This is a genomic window from Amphritea sp. (genome assembly GCF_016744155.1).
GTDB lineage: Bacteria > Pseudomonadota > Gammaproteobacteria > Pseudomonadales > Balneatricaceae > Amphritea.
The window spans coordinates 55965-74528 of record NZ_JADGEW010000019.1 but is presented as its reverse complement, the minus strand read 5'-3'; the positions used below and the strand labels follow the sequence as shown (position 1 = coordinate 74528).

Genomic DNA, 18564 nt, shown 5'->3' with positions numbered 1-18564 from the left:
TCGCCTCAGGTAGCGGCTGACTCAGAAGTCGACTCAGGGGCTACCTTGTTATCTAGTGGCCATGGGGCCGGGTATAAAGGGGACAGAAGGGGCAAAGCCCCTTCTGTAATCGATAGGTCTAGCTGTAGGCTGCAGCGGGTAACCAAAGTACCATCTGTGGCCAGAACACCAGCACTAGCAGGCCAATTAGCTGCAGGATGATGAACGGGATAACCCCTTTATAAATATCACTCAGTTTTACATTGGGCGGGCATACGCCTTTCAGATAGAAGAGGGCAAAACCAACCGGGGGGGTGAGGAACGATGTCTGTAATGCCATCGCCACCAACATGACGAACCACACCAGTTCTGGATTATCCACCACGCCGTAACCGTCAATATCGAGCCCCAGCGCCGATATGACGGGGGCGAGGAGCGGTAGGATAATCAGCGTGATTTCGATCCAGTCCAGGAAGAAACCAAGTAGGAAGATGATGCCCAGAATGAAGAAGATGATACCGTAAGGGCCAAATGGCAGGCCGGTCAGGAAGGATTCAATCAGCTCATCGCCGCCCAGTTCACGCAGTACCAGAGCAAAACAAGTTGCACCGATAAAGATAGCGAAGATGTAGGCAGTAGTGTTGTAAGTACCTTGCATCACCTCTTTCAACACAGTGAAGTTAAACTTACGGTTGTAGATTGCCAGCATGGTTGCGCCAAATGCGCCGACACCAGAGGCTTCTGTTGGCGTAGCAAAACCACCGAAAATTGAGCCTAGTACGACAAAGATGAGTACCAGCGTTGGCAGTACGGCCTTAACAACCTTGACAACAGTATGCATGGTGACGGGTTTTGTATCTTTAGGAATGGGTGCCGCTTCCGGCTTCACCAGGCCCACAATCAGAATGTAAATAATGTACATCGCACCCAGCATTAAACCTGGGAACACCGCACCCATAAACAGATCACCTACAGAGAGCCCCAACTGGTCAGCCATGATTACCAGCATAATGCTTGGCGGAATCAGAATGCCCAAAGTACCAGCACTGGCGATGGTGCCGAGAGCCAGTGGCATTGAATAACCCTGTTTGGTCATCGCAGGCAGCGACATAACAGCCAATAGCACGACGGATGCGCCGATGATGCCAGTGGATGCCGCCAGAATAATACCGATAGCCGTAACGGTAATCGCCAAACCACCGCGAACCTGACCAAAAAGCTCCTGCATCGAGTTCATCAGCCGTTCTGCAACGCCGGATTTATCGAGCATAATGCCCATAAATATGAACATCGGGAGGGCAACCAGAATCCAGTTGTCCATTATCTTCCAGAGTCTGTTTACGACCAGACCCAGCGTGAGAAAGTCTAATCCGGTGATAGTGTCGAAGTAGACATCTGCAAGGTAACCAATTAAAGCAAAAGTGACACCAACGCCACCTAAAACCCAGGCGACCGGAATGCCGGTAAACAGAAGTGCGATGAAAGACAGGAACATCGCAATAACAAGAATCTCATTAATTTCCATTACAGATCACCTTTAAACAACAAAACAGTATCCCGGTAGAGGCGGGATAAAACAGCGAGGGCTAACAGTCCCATACTAAGGGGGATCACACTTTTGATTAACCAGCGATAGGGGAGGCCAGACGGTGACTCTGAGTGTTCGTTAATGCGGTAAGATTCGGCCACGAAATCCAGGCTGTGAATAAAGATAACTGCGATAAACGGTAGCACCATAAGCAGGATGCTAAGGATCTCAATTATATTTTTTGTTTTAGCTCTGAAATGGGAATAAAACAGATCGACACGGATATGCGAATTAGTGGTTTGCGCATAGGACAGACCAAACATAACGCCAACAGCATACAGGTGCCATTGGAGCTCTTCGAAAATGACCAGGCCGCTTGAGAAGCCTTTACGTAGTACTACCTGAGTGATAATGACAAGGACTAAGAGGACATAGGACCAGGCGATCAGGTGTCCGATCTTCTGTATCATCCGGTCAATGCTGTCCGCGAGTGGAACGCGGGGCAGGCTGCTTGGCTCATTCACAATAATGCACCTTTACCAGTTATTGTTATAGTTATGTATAGCTTGAGTCAGGCTAATACGTGTAAGTTTTTGAAAAAACTCTGAAAAATAGACGCGCTAAAGCATCTGTTTTACAGATGGTTTTCATACAGTATAGATAGAAATGCAGGGGGATAGAGTTATCCCCCTGCTTGGTTTTAGAGCTTACTTATTCGTAGCGCGTGGTAAGAATGCGTTAGCTTCCCATAGGTCATAACCTTTACGGAAAGTGCTCAGATCATCCCAAACCTTTTTGAAGAAAGGATCAGCAGCAGTTTTCTCAACGACTACCTCGTCCCACTTGCTTTCAAAGGTTTTCAGCATGTTGTCATTCCAGTAACGAATGTTTACACCTTGGTCTTTCGCTTTAGCCATGACTTCAAACTGCATAGACTCACCTTCAGCAATAGCATTAGTCATGGATGCTTTACAGGTGTTCTCTAGGATAGCTTGCTGTCCTGTGGACATTTTGCCCCAGGCATCTTTGTTGACGAGCAGTTCAAAGACAGTTGCTTGCTGATGCCAGCCAGGGAAGTAGTTATATTTGGCAATTTTGTGAAGGCCAAGAAGCTTATCAATGGCTGGTTGAGAGAACTCGGTCGCATCGATAGCGCCTTTCTCCAACGCGCCGAAGATTTCACCACCGGGTAGCTGAGAGGTAGAAACGCCCATTTTCTCCATAACTGAAGCGCCGAGTCCGAAGAAACGCATATTCAGACCTTTAAGGTCTTCAGGCGTATTGATCTCTTTCTTAAACCAGCCGGAAGTTTCCGGAGAGATAATGGCACAAGGAATAACTTTAACGTTGAAGCCGTTAGTGTCGTACATCTCCTGATACAGTTTCATGCCGTTACCGTAATACAACCAGGCCATATACTCGCCAGCTTCAGGGCCGAATGGTACTGCAGAGAATAGAGCAGCGGCTGGCATTTTACCCTGCCAGTAACCTGCTGTGGCATAACCGGAGTTAACTTTTCCTGAAGATACAGCGTCTAGAATCTCTTTCGCGCCTACCAACTTACCCGGCTCGTAGATTTTCATCTTAAGAGAACCGTCACTCATCACTGGAAGCTGTTCAGATACCCACTTAATAGGTGTACCCAAAGCTGGTAGGTGAGAGCCGAAAGCGATAGGCGTTTTTAGAAGAACCCGGTCTGCGGCCTGAACAGTTGTCGTTGCGGCCGTTAAAGCGGTTGAGAGTACTGCAGCGGAGACCAGAGACTTTGAAAATGTATTCATGGTGTATCCTCGTGACGTTTTGTTGTTTTTATCTTAATTTGCCGGGTTCAGAACAGGCCATTCGGAAGCCTTTAAAAAATGTTCTTGAATAATTGGTAATACCAATTTACCATGCAATTAGTCGCTACCTTAAAAGTTACGGGTATATCTTGTCAATGCTTTTTTATGTATTAAAAGTAGACCTATCTTCTGAAAAAGCGCTATTTTTTATGTAAATCAATGGGAAAGCGTAGGGTTTGATCTGGTCAGACCAATTTTGAATTGTTGCGATTGATAGGGTTCTATATAGTGCATGCCTGAAAAAGGCGCCTACTATTAACCATGGGCAGCCTATTCTAAGCCGGTTGAGATAATTAGATGCAGCGCTAGAACGAAGTGCTGCGGTGGAGAGCGTAAGATGGCGTATCAGCGAGTAAAGCAACCCAAGATATCCGATGTGATCATGGGGCAGTTGGAAGAGATGGTGCTCGAAGGTACGCTTAAGCCTGGTCAAAAATTACCGCCGGAACGAGAATTGGCTAAGCAGTTTGAGGTTTCACGCCCTTCATTAAGAGAAGCCGTACAGAAACTGGCAACCAAAGGGATATTGATCAGCCGGCAGGGTGGCGGCACCTACGTTTCTGAAGAGCTGGGTGGGGCGTTCTCAGACCCTTTGTTAGAGCTTTTCCGCACGCATCCCGAAGCTCAGTATGATCTATTAGAGTTTCGTCATGCCCTCGAAGGCGTATCTGCATATTACGCAGCCCTGCGAAGTACCCCTGCAGATAAAGAAAATATTAGGGCCTGTTACGAAGCCTTGCAGGGCTATCATGACAGAAAGGAGTTCGATAAAGAGGTGTTGGCCGATGTAGACTTCCATCTGGCGATAGCTGAGGCTACTCATAATATGGTTTTGCTGCACATGATGCGTGCGCTATTCAGCTTGTTGCGACAGCATATCTGGGAAAACCTTAAGGATATCTATCCTAAATCGGATATTCGCGGGAAAATACATGAACAGCACTCGGTGTTGATGGAAGCTATCCTTGCTGGGGAACCAGAAAAGGCCCGTAAGGCTGCCCATGACCATCTCGCTTATGTAGAAGATGCCCTGCTGGAGCAAGGCAAAGAGAACACTCGCCTCAAAAGAGCACTGCGACGTGCTGACGTAACTCCTCTATAAATTCCTTCTGTATAAAAACTACATAGAGTGATATTTATGTAGTCGCTATAGACATTTACGCGCTTTTTTTGTAGTATTACTACAAATCAAAGAACGACTATAAAAAAAGGCAGGCTTGCTGCAATGCAGCATGTAACCTGTTATCAAGCTCTGAACGGCATCTTAGAAGTGCTGGAGAGTTAGGCAAAGTGTTTATCTAAGCGCATGTTTTGTTGGTTTCCCGTTGTTGCAAGAGAACTGGGGCCGTAAAAACTTAAGGAGTACAGCTTAAGTAGCTGTCCTTTTGTCTAATTTTCCGTTAAAACTTCTAGCTGTCTCAAAGTTTATTTCTACACTGGGAAAGATTGGGCTTCCCGGTTTTGAGTACACGACAAGAATAATGGAGAAAGGCAAAGTGCAAGAATTTATCGACGATATTGATCCAATCGAAACCGGTGAATGGGTGGAGGCTCTTGAGTCTGTTGCTAAAAATGAAGGCAGCGACCGAGCTCACTATATTCTGCAAAAGCTGGGTGAAAAGGCATCTTCTCTAGGTGTTGATGCGAGCTTTAATCTTAATACGCCATACTGCAACACCATATCCCCTAAAAACGAATCACGCATGCCGGGTGATCTGTTTATGGAACGTAGAATTCGTTCCTTTATTCGTTGGAACGCCATGGCAATGGTTATGCGTGCCAATGATAATGCTGATGGCCTTGGTGGTCACATCTCAAGTTTCTCCTCTTCAGCTACTTTGTATGATATCGGTTTCAACTATTTCTTCCGTGGTTCTGCTGGCGAGCAGGAAGGCGATCTGGTTTTCTTCCAGGGTCACATCTCTCCGGGTATCTATTCCCGTGCATATCTTGAAGGTCGTTTGACCGAAGAACAGATGGATAACTACCGCCGTGAAGTAGACGGTATTGGCCTATCCTCGTACCCACACCCTTGGTTGATGCCAGACTTCTGGCAGTTCCCTACTGTATCTATGGGTCTGGGCCCTATTCAGGCAATTTATCAGGCGCACGTAATGCGTTACCTGTCTGCCCGTTCACTGATTGACCGTGCTGACCGTAAGGTATGGGCGTTCCTGGGTGACGGTGAGTGTGATGAGCCGGAATCTCTGGGTGCTATCTCTCTGGCAGGCCGTGAAAATCTTGAAAACCTGGTGTTCGTAGTTAACTGTAACCTCCAGCGTCTCGATGGACCTGTACGTGGTAACGGTAAGATCGTTCAGGAACTGGAAGGTGTATTCCGCGGTGCTGGCTGGAACGTAATTAAGTGTCTGTGGGGTCGTCACTGGGATCCACTGTTCGAAAATGACACCAAAGGTTTGCTGCAAAAGCGTATGAACGAAGTTTGTGACGGTGAGTTGCAGAACTACAAGGCGAACGGTGGTGCATATACCCGTGAGCATTTCTTCGGTAAATACCCTGAACTGCTGGAAATGGTTAAGGATCTGTCCGACGACGACATCATGAACCTGAACCGTGGTGGCCACGATCCATATAAAGTATACGCTGCATATCAGTCAGCTATGGATCATAAAGGTCAGCCAACCGTTATTCTGGCGCAAACCGTTAAAGGTTACGGCACAGGTAAGTCTGGTCAGGCGAAGAACGATACTCACTCAATGAAGAAAGTGGCACTGGACGATCTGATCGACTTCCGTGATCACCACAATATTCCGTTGAGCGATGACCAGCTGAAAGAAGTTCCATACTACCGCCCATCTCCGGACTCTCCGGAAATGAAGTACATGATGGACCGTCGAAATAAACTGGGCGGTGTATACCCAACCCGTCGCAGCGATTTTGATGCATTAGAAATTCCACCGCTAGAGACATTCGCTGCACAGCTGAAAGAGAGCGGCAAGCGTGAAATGTCATCTCAGATGGTGCTTAACCGGATACTAAGTACCCTGGTTAAAGATAAAAATATGGGCGAGCGGGTTGTGCCGATCGTACCAGATGAAGCCCGTACCTTTGGTATGGAAGGTATGTTCCGTCAGCTGGGTATCTATACCTCAGCAGGCCAGCGTTATGTGCCACACGATTCCGATCAGATTATGTTCTACAAAGAATCTAAGACAGGTCAGATTCTGGAAGAGGGTATCAACGAAGCCGGTGCGATGTCTGCATGGATGGCTTGTGCTACTTCATACAGCAACAACGACTGCACCATGGTGCCGTTCTACATCTACTACTCAATGTTTGGTTTCCAGCGAATCATGGATTTGGCGTGGGCTGCAGGTGATATGCAGGCGCGTGGCTTCCTGATCGGTGCGACGTCTGGTCGTACGACATTGAACGGTGAAGGCTTGCAGCATCAGGATGGTCACTCCCATCTGATGGCGCAGATGATTCCTAACTGCGTATCCTACGATCCGACTTTCGGTTATGAGATGACCGTGATTGTTCAGGATGGTCTGGAGCGCATGTTCAAGAAGAAAGAGAACAAGTTCTACTACATCACCACTACGACAGAAAACTACGCTCACCCTGGCATGCCAATTGGCGCTGAGGAAGGCATCATTAAAGGTATGTACCTGTTGCAGGAAGGTAAAGATTCCGAAAACAAGGTACAGCTGATGGGTTGTGGTGCGATTCTACGCGAAGTAACGGCAGCGGCTGATATTCTGCGTGATGAGTTCGGTATCGAGTCTGATATCTGGAGCACTACCTCTATTAACGAAGTTCGTCGTGATGCGCAAAGTGTTTCTCGCTGGAACATGATGCACCCTGAAGAGGAAGCACGTACTTCATACCTTGAAGACTGTCTGAAAGATCGTCAGGGCCCTGTTATCGCATCAACTGACTACATGCGTATGTTTGCTGATCAGCTACGTGAATATATCCCACGCACTTATAAGGTGTTGGGTACTGATGGTTACGGTCGTTCTGATACACGTACTAAGCTACGTGAATTCTTCGAAGTGAACCGTTATTACGTGACAGTTGCTGCGCTTACTGCTCTGGCAGAAGACGGTAAAGTTGAACGTTCTGTTGTAGCCAAAGCGATGCAAAAGTTTGGCATTAATCCGGAAAAACCAGCCCCTTGGACTGTGTAAACCCGAAGCTGAACTTTTAAGAGAGGAAAATAACGTGAGTACTGTAAACATTACGGTTCCTGATATTGGTGGCGCTACAGACGTAGATATTGTTGAAGTCTGTGTAGCAGTCGGAGATACAGTAGTTGAGGGTGATTCTCTAATCGTCCTGGAAACTGATAAGGCATCCATGGAGGTGCCATCTACCCACGCCGGTACAGTTAAAGAAATTCTGGTTGAAGCAGACGGCACTTGTAACGAAGGCCAGGCAATTGTGGTATTGGATACCGGCCTGGTGGTTGAAGAGGTTGCTCCAGTTGAAACAGCTGCTCCGGCCGCTGTTGCTGAAGCGGCTCCAGCGCCAGTCGCAGCAGCGCCTGCGGCTGCAAGTGCTGTAGAAAAGATTTTGGTTCCTGACCTGAGTGGTGCGGCCGACGTTGATGTTGTTGAAGTCCTGGTAAAGGATGGCGACACCGTTGAAGAAGGCGATTCCCTGCTGGTTCTGGAAACCGATAAAGCATCGATGGAAGTACCAGCCCCTAAAGCGGGTGTGGTTATGTCAATGCAGATTAAAGAGGGTGGCACTGTTACCGAAGGTGATCATCTGTGTGATCTGCAAATAGCCGGTGCGGCACCTGTTGCTGCCCCAGCGGCACAAGCACCTGCAGCTGCTGCACCAACACCTGCTGCGGCGCCTGCGCCCGTCGCTGGTGGTGTAGAAGATGTGATGGTTCCTGATCTGAGCGGTGCAACCGACGTTGATGTGGTTGAAGTTCTGGTTAAGGACGGCGACACCGTTGAAGAAGGCGATTCCCTGATCGTTCTGGAAACCGATAAGGCTTCCATGGAAGTTCCAGCCCCTAAAGGGGGGGTGGTTAAGTCCATGAAGATCAAAGATGGCGACCAGGTCAATGAAGGTCAGTTGCTGATGCAACTTGAAGTTGTCGGTGGGGCTGCACCTGCGGCGGCTCCAGCTGCTGCGACAGCGGCGGCACCTGCAGCGGCTCCAGCTAAAGCAGCTGCGCCAGCACCTGCGGCATCCGGTATTGTTGATCGTGAAGCGCTAGAGAAGAAAAACAAAACGGTTCATGCCGGTCCTGCGGTACGCGCAACGGCTCGTGAATTCGGTGTTGATCTGTCTCTGGTTACAGGTACAGGCCCACGGGGTCGTATCCTGAAAGAAGATGTTCAGGCCTACGTTAAAGGTGCGCTGAAGAAGTTGGCTGAGAAGCCTGCTGCTGCAGCAGTAACCGGTGGTTCGGGTATTCCGGCAATTCCAGAAGTCGATTTCAGCAAGTTCGGTGAAATCGAAATGGTCAAAATGTCGAAGATCCATAAACTGACCGCTGCGAATATGTCCCGTTGCTGGCTCAACATTCCACACGTAACTCAGACCGATAAGGCTGATATTACCGATCTGGAAGAGTTTCGTGCTGGTATGAAGGAAGAGGCAGCCCGCGCTGGCGTTAAGCTGACACCACTGCCGTTCATGCTGAAAGCGATCGCAATTGCCCTGAAAGCGTATCCGAAGTTCAACGCTTCGCTGCATGCTGATGGTGAGCACGTGGTTTACAAGAAGTACGTAAACATCGGTATGGCGGTTGATACGCCAAACGGTCTGATGGTTCCAGTCATCAAAGATGCAGATAAGAAGAGCATCTATGAGCTGTCTCTGGAAGCAACTGAGCTGGCTGGTAAAGCGAAAGATCGTAAGCTGAAGCCTGCCGAAATGCAGGGTGCTTGTTTCACAATTTCCAGCCTGGGTGGCATCGGCGGTACTGGCTTTACGCCAATCGTTAATGCACCTGAAGTAGCTATTCTGGGTATTTCTAAAGCGGATATCGAGCCGCGTTGGAATGGTAAAGAGTTTGTACCACGCAAGATGCTGCCACTGTGCTTATCTTACGATCACCGCGCGATTAACGGCAGTGATGCAGGTAAATTCCTAACCTACCTGAACCAGCTGCTAAGCGATGTACGTCGCATGGCAATGTAATTAAGGTTTACACCTTAAATTACACGATTTCCGGTGGCTTAATCTATTAAGCTGCTGGTGGCTCGGAGGTCAAACTCCGGGCACGATACGGTGGCGTGCAGGCTGCCGTATCAACCCAATTTTTATGATTTCCATGGTTCTTTTTACAGTGCCCATGACTCAAGCCCCTTCTCAACATTGAGAAGGGGCTTTTTTTTGGCTGAGTTAGATGGCCTCGGGGTTCACAGCAATCGTATGTTAAAGTTGCCGCCAATATTCGGTACGACCGATTCAGATTTATTTCGCAATCGCAGTATTTTCGTTGGTATAATTCTCACCAAATGGAATTGCGGCAAAGGGTATACAGCGCATGAAGGTTACAGTTTTTGGTATTGGTTACGTAGGCCTTGTTCAGGCTGCGGTATTGGCAGAAGTCGGGCACGAAGTTTGTTGTGTCGATGTTGACGCTCAGAAGGTTGAAAATCTGAAAAACGGGATTATCCCAATCTATGAGCCAGGCCTTACACCTCTCGTTCAGTCTAACTATGAAGCCGGTCGTATACAGTTTACTACCGATGCTAAGCACGCTGTCGAGTTTGGCGAGATCCAGTTTATCGCGGTAGGTACACCACCGGATGAGGATGGTTCAGCTGATCTGAAATATGTTCAGGCCGTTGCCAAAACTATTGCTACTTACATGCAAGATCCCAAAATTATTATCGATAAGTCCACCGTGCCGGTGGGTACCGGCGATAAGGTTAGCGTAACCGTTGCTGAAACTCTGGCTGCTCGAAACGCAGAGCTTGAGTATCATGTAGTGTCTAACCCTGAATTTCTTAAAGAGGGCGCTGCTGTAAGTGATTGCATGCGTCCGGATCGGATCGTTATTGGTACAGACAGCGATCACGTTAAAGAGGTTATGTCTGAGCTATATGCACCATTTAACCGCAACCACGATCGCATCATCTTTATGGATGTTCGTAGCGCTGAATTGACTAAGTATGCGGCCAACTGCATGCTGGCAACCAAAATCAGCTTTATGAACGAGATGGCGAACATCGCTGAGATGGTCGGTGCTGATATCGAGAATGTTCGTAACGGCATCGGTTCTGACGAGCGTATTGGCTATCACTTCATCTACCCTGGTTGTGGTTACGGGGGGTCTTGCTTCCCGAAAGATGTTCAGGCGCTGGTAAAGACTTCAGAACAGATCGGCTATGACTCGCAGATTTTGAAAGCAGTTGAAGCGGTTAATGCAAAACAGAAAACCAAACTTTTTGAGCTGATCAATCGTCATTTCAAGGGTGACGTTGCCGGCAAGACTGTTGCACTCTGGGGCTTATCATTTAAGCCTAAGACAGATGATATGCGTGAATCCTCAAGCCGTGTCCTTATGGAAACGCTTTGGGCTGCCGGTGCAAAGGTTCAGGCATTTGACCCTGAAGCGATGGAAGAGACTCAGCGTATCTACGGCTCCCGTCCAGACCTATCTTTGATGGGTACTAAAGAAGCTGCTCTTAACGGCGCTGATATGCTGGTTATTTGCACCGAGTGGCAGAGCTTCCGTGCACCAGATTTTGATCTGATCAAAAGTGAACTGGCAGAACCTGTTATCTTTGATGGTCGTAATCTATATGACCCACAGCGTCTGGAAGATCGTGGCATCAGCTACTACGCAATTGGTCGAGGCTTGTCGATTAAGCAGGGCTAAATATCGGCACAGAGCGTACCTCCCACAATAATAATGAATTACGACTATTATTATGTGGGAGCGACGTGAGTATGCCTTTTGGGTATCACGTCGCGAGAATTAGATTTCGAAAGACTTTCTTGTAGGAAACCCTATAGCATGCCCTCTGGGTATCAAGGGCGATACTTCCCACAGTCCAACAATTCCTTCAGGTTCATACTATGCAGCTCACCTACCTAGTCACCGGCGCAGCCGGCTTTATCGGCAATTTTGTATCAGAGCGGCTCTGCCTGGCGGGTCATAAGGTTATCGGCCTGGATAATCTCAATGATTACTATGATCCTGCATTGAAAGATTCACGGTTACAGCGACTTGAACAATATCCCGAATTTACATTCAAGAAACTGGATCTGGCTGACCGGGAAGGAATGGCAGCACTTTTTGCAGAGAGCGGTTTCGACCGGGTTATTCACCTGGCTGCGCAGGCGGGTGTTCGCTACTCACTGGAAAATCCATTTGCGTATGTTGACTCTAATCTGACCGGCATGATGACCATTCTTGAAGGTTGTCGTCAGAATAACGTAAAGCATCTGGTCTACGCTTCATCTTCATCTGTGTACGGCATGAATACCAAAATGCCATTCTCAGCAGAGGATGGTGTCAATCATCCAGTTTCGCTTTACGCGGCAACTAAAAAATCTAATGAGTTGATGGCTCATAGTTATTCGCACCTCTACGGTATTCCTACGACCGGTCTGCGTTTTTTTACGGTTTATGGTCCATGGGGTCGTCCGGACATGGCGCCGTTCCTGTTTACCAGCGCGATATTGGAAGACCGTCCCATCAAGGTCTTCAATCACGGTAAAATGCTGCGCGATTTCACCTATATTGATGACATCGTTGAAGGCGTTATCCGTATTCAGGATGTGATTCCACAGGTGGATGAAAACAATAAAAGAACCAGTCCAGATAGCAGCAGCGCGCCTTACCGGATATTCAATATCGGTAACAACGAGCCGATTGAACTGAGCCGTTTTATCGAAGCGATTGAATCTGCTGCAGGTAAAACCGCGAAGAAGGAGTATCTTCCGATGCAGCCGGGAGATGTGCCTGCCACCTATGCCGATATCGATAGTCTTCAAGAGGCGACTGGCTTCAAACCCCGCACCACCATCGAAGACGGCATGAATAAGTTTGTTGAGTGGTATAAAGGGTATTACAACGGCTAAAGTCATAAAAATATTGGATATCTACTGGCTAGCTCTTCTGAGCTGTGATATTTAGCTATACTGACCTCCAATAAAAGAATTGTTTGAACAAGGAAGTTCATATGATCAAAATAAAACATCACGGCGCTATCACAGGCGTCACTGGCTCATGCCATGAGCTCGTTCTCAATGCTGACACAAGCGTCCTGATAGACTGCGGTATGTTCCAAGGCGCAGAATCAGCAGGCAATGAATCCGATAACCTAAAACTCGACTTCCCAATTGACTCAGTCAAAGCGCTGTTTGTAACTCATTGTCATATAGATCATGTAGGGCGTATTCCTTCGCTAATTTCAGCAGGGTTTAACGGGCCTATATACGCATCAAAAGCGACGGCTAAGCTGCTTCCATTAGTGCTTGAAGATGCCTTAAAGATTGGCGTGACGCGTAATAAAGCACTAATAAAGCAGTTTCTAAAACTGTTAGATAAGCTGGTTCAGCCCGTCGAATACAAGCAATGGAACAGGGCTGGTGGCTGTGACGGTCTGAAATTCAGATTTAACCCGGCAGGTCATATTCTCGGCTCTGCCTACATTGAGTTTGACTGCCATGTTGGTCAGCAGAAAGAGCGCATCCTGTTTTCGGGTGATCTCGGTGCGCCTTACGCACCGCTACTGCCAGCACCAAAATCTCCCTGGCGTACCGATCGTTTAATCATCGAAAGCACCTATGGTGATAAGCTGCATGAGCAGCGTCGTAGCCGGCGTCAAAACCTGCAGCAGATAATTAGTCGCTGCCTGAAAGATGCAGGTACAGTTCTGATACCTGCATTTAGTATTGGCCGAACCCAGGAACTACTTTATGAGCTGGAAGATATTATCCACAGGAATAAAGGAACAACCTGGCAAGATATTGATGTGATAGTAGATTCTCCACTGGCGGCCAGGTTTACACAGCATTATCGTGAACTAAGCGACCTTTGGGATGCAGAAGCAAAAGCGAGAAAAAGAGAAGGGCGGCATCCTCTAGCTTTCGATCAGCTAACCACGATAGATACGCATACAGATCACCTAAAACTGATTAACTATCTGAAAAGCAGTGGAAGGCCTGCCATTGTTATTGCCGCAAGTGGAATGTGTGCGGGTGGGCGAATCGTAAACTACCTAAAAGAACTGCTACCAGACCCCCGTACAGATGTCCTGTTTGTGGGTTATCAGGCCAACGGCACTCCAGGTCGTGATATCCAAAAATACGGCCCATCTGGTGGCTATGTCTATTTAGGTAATGAAAAGATAGATATCAGAGCTGAAGTGCATACCATCAGCGGCTACTCCGCCCATGCCGACCAAAAAGACCTGGTCAACTTTGTAAAAAGAATGCGCCACAAGCCAAAAGAGATCCGCATCGTCCATGGAGATAGCGAAGCGAAGGAGGCCTTACAGAAAATTTTGCAGTCAGTGTGTGGGGCAACAGAAATTATAATTCCTGGCTCGTAGGGGAAGATAAAGAATATTTACCTTAAGATAACAGAGTAGGGATTTCTAAGTAGATTTGTTCTCTGTATTTGGTGTTCTTTATACTGAGTTTCTATCGCTCTTATGAAAAGCTGATATTCAGTATAAGTAATAATATCACTATAAAGGTTTTTGAATTTTCTGGAATTTACGGATTGAAATCTATGAGAGGGTTTGTAACTAAAGCGATAACCGTCGCAGGGCGTTATTGCTATGCCTCATATTTAAGCTTTTATAACAGGGATAAATGCAAGTAGAGCGGTCAATAACAAACAGGGGTAACGGCTAGGTCATGTTCACAGGTAGGTTTGAAATAACTATTGTGAGCATGACCATAAAAACTAACTTACCGTTTTGCTGGCTTTAAGTTTTAGTTTTCTGAACCCAAACAGCATTGCGCCAGCACTAAAAAATAGCGCTAAAGGAGCCGGGATAGGAGTGGCGGCAATTTCATACTTAAGTTTGACGCCAACCCAGCTTGGGTTGCAGAAGTCGCCAACATGGCTAGAGAGGTCGAGGAAAATCCTAGCGAGCCCGTCATCGACAATAGCTAATAAATCTTCATCTGAAAGCTTAAAAGTCTGTGACCAACGAGTGTCATAGGAATTATTGTATACTCTTTTAACATTAGCGCCAGGCATGTTGGGGCTAGCGATGCCCTCAACAATAGAGTCTTTGAAGAAAGGAGTATCATTAACCTCAGTACCGTCTATGCCCCAGCGGATGTATTCATTCGGGCCTTGGGAATTCGGTCCTAAAGAGTAATCACCACGAGCAAATATGGTGAAACGACCCTTTGTGACATCGCCTTTTTGGATAGGGTCAAAGTCAAAAATAAAATTTTGTCCGTTCGTCGTTTGCCGTTCAAAATCAACATATTTTTCTTTCGAGATAGTAACGCTTGATGCAAAGGAATTTATAGTAAAGATGCAGAAGCAGGTTGCAATAGCTGCACGAGTGAAGGCTTTCATGGAATTCCCTTTCAACTTATCTGTTTTTTTAGTGAATCTGTAGAATTGTATAGACTCAGCTTTAGTCTCTAAAATGATACAGCTTTCGTCTCTGTTAGGATACAGTTTTTTTTACAAAATTGGTCTTTTATAGGAAAACGGTGAGCTTAAACTTAAGAAGAAGTTTTAGTTAGAGCGTTAGAGCGAAATATACATGTAAGTATAGTTTTATATTAGGAGTTTACCGCCCTAAGAGAGGCCTATATGATGTCTGTTAATTCTAATGATTAACCTGATTTCTAGAGGCTCTGGAGATATTTCGGGAATGGTTCTGCAATGGCAGAGCGAAATAAGGATGGAAATGAAAATATTAATTACTGGTGGCGCAGGTTTTATCGGAAGTGCCGTTGTTCGCTATATTCTGAATCATACAGATGATGAAGTCCTCAATGTTGATTGTCTTACCTATGCAGGGAATCTGGAATCATTGGCTGATGTAGAAGCTTCTGAACGTTACAGCTTTGCGCGGGTTAATATTTGTGATCATGAGGCGCTGAAGGCTCTGTTTCAAGAATACCAGCCTGATCTGATAATGCATCTGGCTGCTGAGTCTCACGTTGATCGCTCTATTGAAGGCCCCGGGGAGTTTATTCAAACTAATCTGGTGGGTACTTATACGCTTTTAGATGTCAGCTTAAAATATTGGGCAGCACTGAGTGAGGAAAAGAAAGCAGGCTTTCGCTTTCATCATATATCTACAGATGAAGTATATGGTGATCTGGAAGGTACAGATGACTTGTTTACAGAATCTACGCCTTATGCACCAAGTTCCCCATATTCAGCCAGTAAAGCAGGCTCCGACCATCTTGTAAGGGCTTGGAATCGTACTTTTGGTTTGCCAGTGTTGATTACAAATTGTTCAAATAATTATGGGCCGTATCATTTTCCTGAGAAGTTGATTCCACACATTATTCTCAATGCTCTGCAGGGTAAGTCATTACCTGTGTATGGTGATGGATTACAGGTTAGAGACTGGTTGTACGTCGAAGATCATGCCAAAGCGCTATATAAAGTAGTGACTGAAGGTGTTGTGGGTGAAACCTATAATATCGGTGGTCACAACGAAAAAACGAATATCGACGTTGTAAAGGCTATCTGCGCTTTGCTTGAAGAACTGGCACCGGATAAACCCGAAGGTGTTAGTGAATATCAGGAATTAATCCAGTTTGTTAAAGACCGCCCAGGACATGATCTTCGATACGCCATAGATGCGACAAAGATTAGTGATGAACTAGGTTGGAAGCCGGAAGAAACTTTTGAAAGCGGTATCCGAAAAACGGTTATATGGTATTTGGATAACCAACACTGGTGGGAACGAGTCATTAATGGTGCCTACCAGTTAGAGCGCATAGGCTAATAATCGAGGGAGTGGTATGAAAAATTTTAAAGGAATTGTTCTGGCCGGAGGGTCTGGTTCAAGACTTCACCCAATCACTCAAGGTGTGTCAAAACAGCTATTGCCTATATATGACAAACCGATGATCTACTATCCAATTTCCGTTTTAATGCTGGCAGGCATACGGGAAATTCTCATCATATCGACCCCTGAAGATATGCCTGGATTTCAGCGGCTACTAGGTGATGGTAGTGGGTTCGGTGTGACCTTTGAATATCGAATTCAGGAAAGCCCTGATGGTTTGGCGCAGGCTTTTTTGATTGGTGAGTCCTTTATTGGTGATGATAATGTGTGTCTGGTATTAGGAGATAACATTTATTATGGCCAGCACTTTTCTGACAAGCTCCTGTCAGCCGTGAAACGAGACACCGGGGCAACTGTCTTCGGTTATCACGTTAAAGATCCTCAGCGCTTTGGTGTAGTAGAGTTTGATGATCAGGGGCGTGCTATTTCTATAGAGGAAAAGCCACTTAAGCCTAAGTCAGAATACGCCGTTACAGGTTTGTATTTTTACGACAATGAAGTCATCGAAATTGCAAAGAATGTTAAGCCCTCTGAACGAGGTGAGCTGGAAATAACAGATGTTAATAACGCCTACCTTGAAAGAGGTGAGTTGAATGTTGAATTGCTTGGGCGTGGCTTTGCATGGCTTGATACAGGAACCCATGACTCGTTAATCGAAGCGGGCCAGTTTGTTCAAACCATTGAACACCGCCAAGGATTAAAAGTAGCTTGTTTAGAGGAGATCGCGTTCAATCAGAACTGGATTTCCTGTGAAGAACTTGCGGTGCGAGCGGAAGCCCTGAAAAAGACCGGCTACGGTGAGTACTTGAAGAGCCTTCTGGACGGAACCGTGTAATGAAGGTGATAGAAACGTCCATTGCAGATGTAGTTATTATCGAACCTAAAGTTTTTGGCGATGAACGGGGTTTTTTCCTGGAAACTTTTCAGGAAGAGAAATATCGCGAAGCGGCTAATATTGATCTCAGATTCGTTCAGGATAACCATTCTCGTTCAGGTAAAGGTGTCTTACGAGGGCTGCATTTCCAGAAAACCAAACCTCAGGGGAAACTGGTTAGAGTTGTTCAGGGTGATGTCTTTGATGTTGCTGTTGATATCAGACCTGGTTCTGACACATTCGGCCAGTGGGCCGGTGTCCATTTAAGTGGAGAAAACAAACGTCAGTTTTGGGTTCCCCCAGGTATGGCTCATGGCTTTGTTGTTTTGTCTGAGGTTGCTGATTTCGAGTACAAGTGCACTGATTACTATGATCCTTCTGATGAAGGAAGCCTGATCTGGAATGATCCGGATATTGGTATTGACTGGCCCTTGGAATCACCAATACTCTCTGAAAAAGATAAAGTTGCTTCTCGCCTTAAGGATTTGATTCTATGAGAGTCTTGATGGTGGGTAGCAGAGGGCAGGTAGGTTCACTACTTGCCTCTCAACTGCTGCAAGCAGACTTTGAAACGAAAGCACTGAATTCTCAAGAGCTGGATATTAGTTCAAAAGAGAGTGTGCTGAGCTGGCAATCCTGGAAGCCAGAATTGATTATCAATGCTGCAGCCTATACAGCGGTTGATCTGGCTGAGTCAGAGTCTGAAAAAGCGTACGCAATAAACGAAGGCGGCGTAAAAAATCTTCTGCTACTGGCGAGCTTGTGTAATTGCCCGCTCTTTAATATATCCACAGACTACGTATTTGACGGCTCGTCAGCTCAGCCTTACGTTGAATCTGATTCGGTTTCACCTCTAGGTATTTACGGTCAGAGTAAACGTGCTGGAGAGCTTCAGTTGGAGCTTTCAGGGCAGTCTTTTATTAACATTCGTACTAGTTGGGTGTTTGGTGAGAACGGAAACAACTTTGTAAAAACAATGCTACGGCTCGCAGAGCAGCGTGACAGTCTAAGTGTGGTAGCCGATCAGGTTGGTTGCCCTACTTATGCGGGAGATATTGCAGCGGCGCTGGTTAGCCTTGCTGATCGATTACGTGTAGGTAAAGAGATGCATTGGGGCCACTTTAATTTCAGTGGTTCCGAAGTCGTCAGTTGGTATGGCTTCGCGCAATATATTTTTCAGCAAGCAGGTCTTGCCGGCCTTATATCAAGAGAACCTGCTGTCAGCCCTATTACCACTAAAGAATACCCTACTGCGGCAGAGCGGCCAGGGTATTCCGTATTGAGTACAGCAAAGATTCGAGAGCTGTATGGTGTCGAGGCTTCTGATTGGCGGTTGGCTATTTCAGAATTGATGCCGAAACTAAAGCGTTAGTCTCTTTCTATAACAGCGCT

Annotated in this window: 14 protein-coding genes; 10 read left to right on the top strand and 4 right to left on the bottom strand. The window is 46.6% G+C overall.

Translation table 11 applies throughout. The annotated features are described in order from the left end of the window. Positions 1–118: 118 nt before the first annotated feature. The 3 genes from QZZ54_RS13930 to QZZ54_RS13920 form a co-directional block, all read right to left on the bottom strand. Positions 119–1504 (bottom strand): TRAP transporter large permease subunit, encoded by a 1386-nt coding sequence (locus tag QZZ54_RS13930; protein WP_290703302.1) that lies wholly within the window; start codon positions 1502–1504, stop codon positions 119–121. Then, positions 1504–2031: a TRAP transporter small permease subunit gene (locus QZZ54_RS13925; protein ID WP_290703301.1), complete on the bottom strand. Its 528-nt coding sequence runs from the start codon at positions 2029–2031 to the stop codon at positions 1504–1506. The genes QZZ54_RS13930 and QZZ54_RS13925 overlap by 1 nt, the downstream gene beginning before the upstream one ends. A gap of 183 nt (positions 2032–2214) precedes the next feature. Continuing rightward, positions 2215–3288: a TRAP transporter substrate-binding protein gene (locus QZZ54_RS13920; protein ID WP_290703300.1), complete on the bottom strand. Its 1074-nt coding sequence runs from the start codon at positions 3286–3288 to the stop codon at positions 2215–2217. Between the two features lie 397 nt (positions 3289–3685). On the opposite strand from QZZ54_RS13920, the gene pdhR reads away from it, so the two are divergent. From pdhR to QZZ54_RS13890, 6 genes are all read left to right on the top strand, one after another. Beyond that, the gene (gene pdhR, locus QZZ54_RS13915; RefSeq protein WP_290703299.1) at positions 3686–4450 is read left to right on the top strand and encodes a pyruvate dehydrogenase complex transcriptional repressor PdhR; all 765 of its coding nucleotides are present in this window, start codon (positions 3686–3688) and stop codon (positions 4448–4450) included. A gap of 379 nt (positions 4451–4829) precedes the next feature. Then, positions 4830–7502 (top strand): pyruvate dehydrogenase (acetyl-transferring), homodimeric type, encoded by a 2673-nt coding sequence (gene aceE / locus QZZ54_RS13910; protein ID WP_290703298.1) that lies wholly within the window; start codon positions 4830–4832, stop codon positions 7500–7502. Positions 7503–7536: 34 nt separating this feature from the next. Next, positions 7537–9477, top strand: coding sequence for a pyruvate dehydrogenase complex dihydrolipoyllysine-residue acetyltransferase (gene aceF, locus QZZ54_RS13905; RefSeq protein WP_290703297.1), 1941 nt, complete (start codon positions 7537–7539; stop codon positions 9475–9477). 349 nt (positions 9478–9826) lie between these two features. Beyond that, complete coding sequence (locus QZZ54_RS13900; RefSeq protein WP_290703296.1) at positions 9827–11167, top strand: UDP-glucose/GDP-mannose dehydrogenase family protein; 1341 nt, start codon at positions 9827–9829, stop codon at positions 11165–11167. Positions 11168–11367: 200 nt separating this feature from the next. Next, the gene (locus tag QZZ54_RS13895) at positions 11368–12375 is read left to right on the top strand and encodes an NAD-dependent epimerase (RefSeq protein ID WP_290703295.1); all 1008 of its coding nucleotides are present in this window, start codon (positions 11368–11370) and stop codon (positions 12373–12375) included. 101 nt (positions 12376–12476) lie between these two features. After that, positions 12477–13850 carry an MBL fold metallo-hydrolase gene (locus tag QZZ54_RS13890; RefSeq protein WP_290703294.1) on the top strand — a complete coding sequence of 458 codons (1374 nt, stop codon included), beginning with the start codon at positions 12477–12479 and terminating at the stop codon, positions 13848–13850. Between the two features lie 359 nt (positions 13851–14209). On the opposite strand, the gene QZZ54_RS13885 is transcribed toward QZZ54_RS13890, so the two are convergent. Beyond that, complete coding sequence (locus tag QZZ54_RS13885; RefSeq protein WP_290703293.1) at positions 14210–14839, bottom strand: hypothetical protein; 630 nt, start codon at positions 14837–14839, stop codon at positions 14210–14212. Between the two features lie 340 nt (positions 14840–15179). Here QZZ54_RS13885 and rfbB point away from each other — a divergent pair, with 340 nt between their 5' ends. From rfbB to rfbD, 4 genes are read left to right on the top strand one after another with little or no spacing between them, the layout of a single operon-like run. After that, complete coding sequence (gene rfbB, locus QZZ54_RS13880; RefSeq protein ID WP_290703292.1) at positions 15180–16235, top strand: dTDP-glucose 4,6-dehydratase; 1056 nt, start codon at positions 15180–15182, stop codon at positions 16233–16235. 16 nt (positions 16236–16251) lie between these two features. Continuing rightward, complete coding sequence (rfbA, locus tag QZZ54_RS13875; RefSeq protein ID WP_290703291.1) at positions 16252–17133, top strand: glucose-1-phosphate thymidylyltransferase RfbA; 882 nt, start codon at positions 16252–16254, stop codon at positions 17131–17133. Continuing rightward, positions 17133–17669: a dTDP-4-dehydrorhamnose 3,5-epimerase gene (gene rfbC / locus QZZ54_RS13870; RefSeq protein WP_290703290.1), complete on the top strand. Its 537-nt coding sequence runs from the start codon at positions 17133–17135 to the stop codon at positions 17667–17669. The genes rfbA and rfbC overlap by 1 nt, the downstream gene beginning before the upstream one ends. Next, entirely contained in the window at positions 17666–18544 is an 879-nt protein-coding gene (gene rfbD / locus QZZ54_RS13865) for a dTDP-4-dehydrorhamnose reductase (RefSeq protein ID WP_290703289.1), read from the top strand. The genes rfbC and rfbD overlap by 4 nt, the downstream gene beginning before the upstream one ends. The last annotated feature ends 20 nt before the right edge of the window (positions 18545–18564 follow it).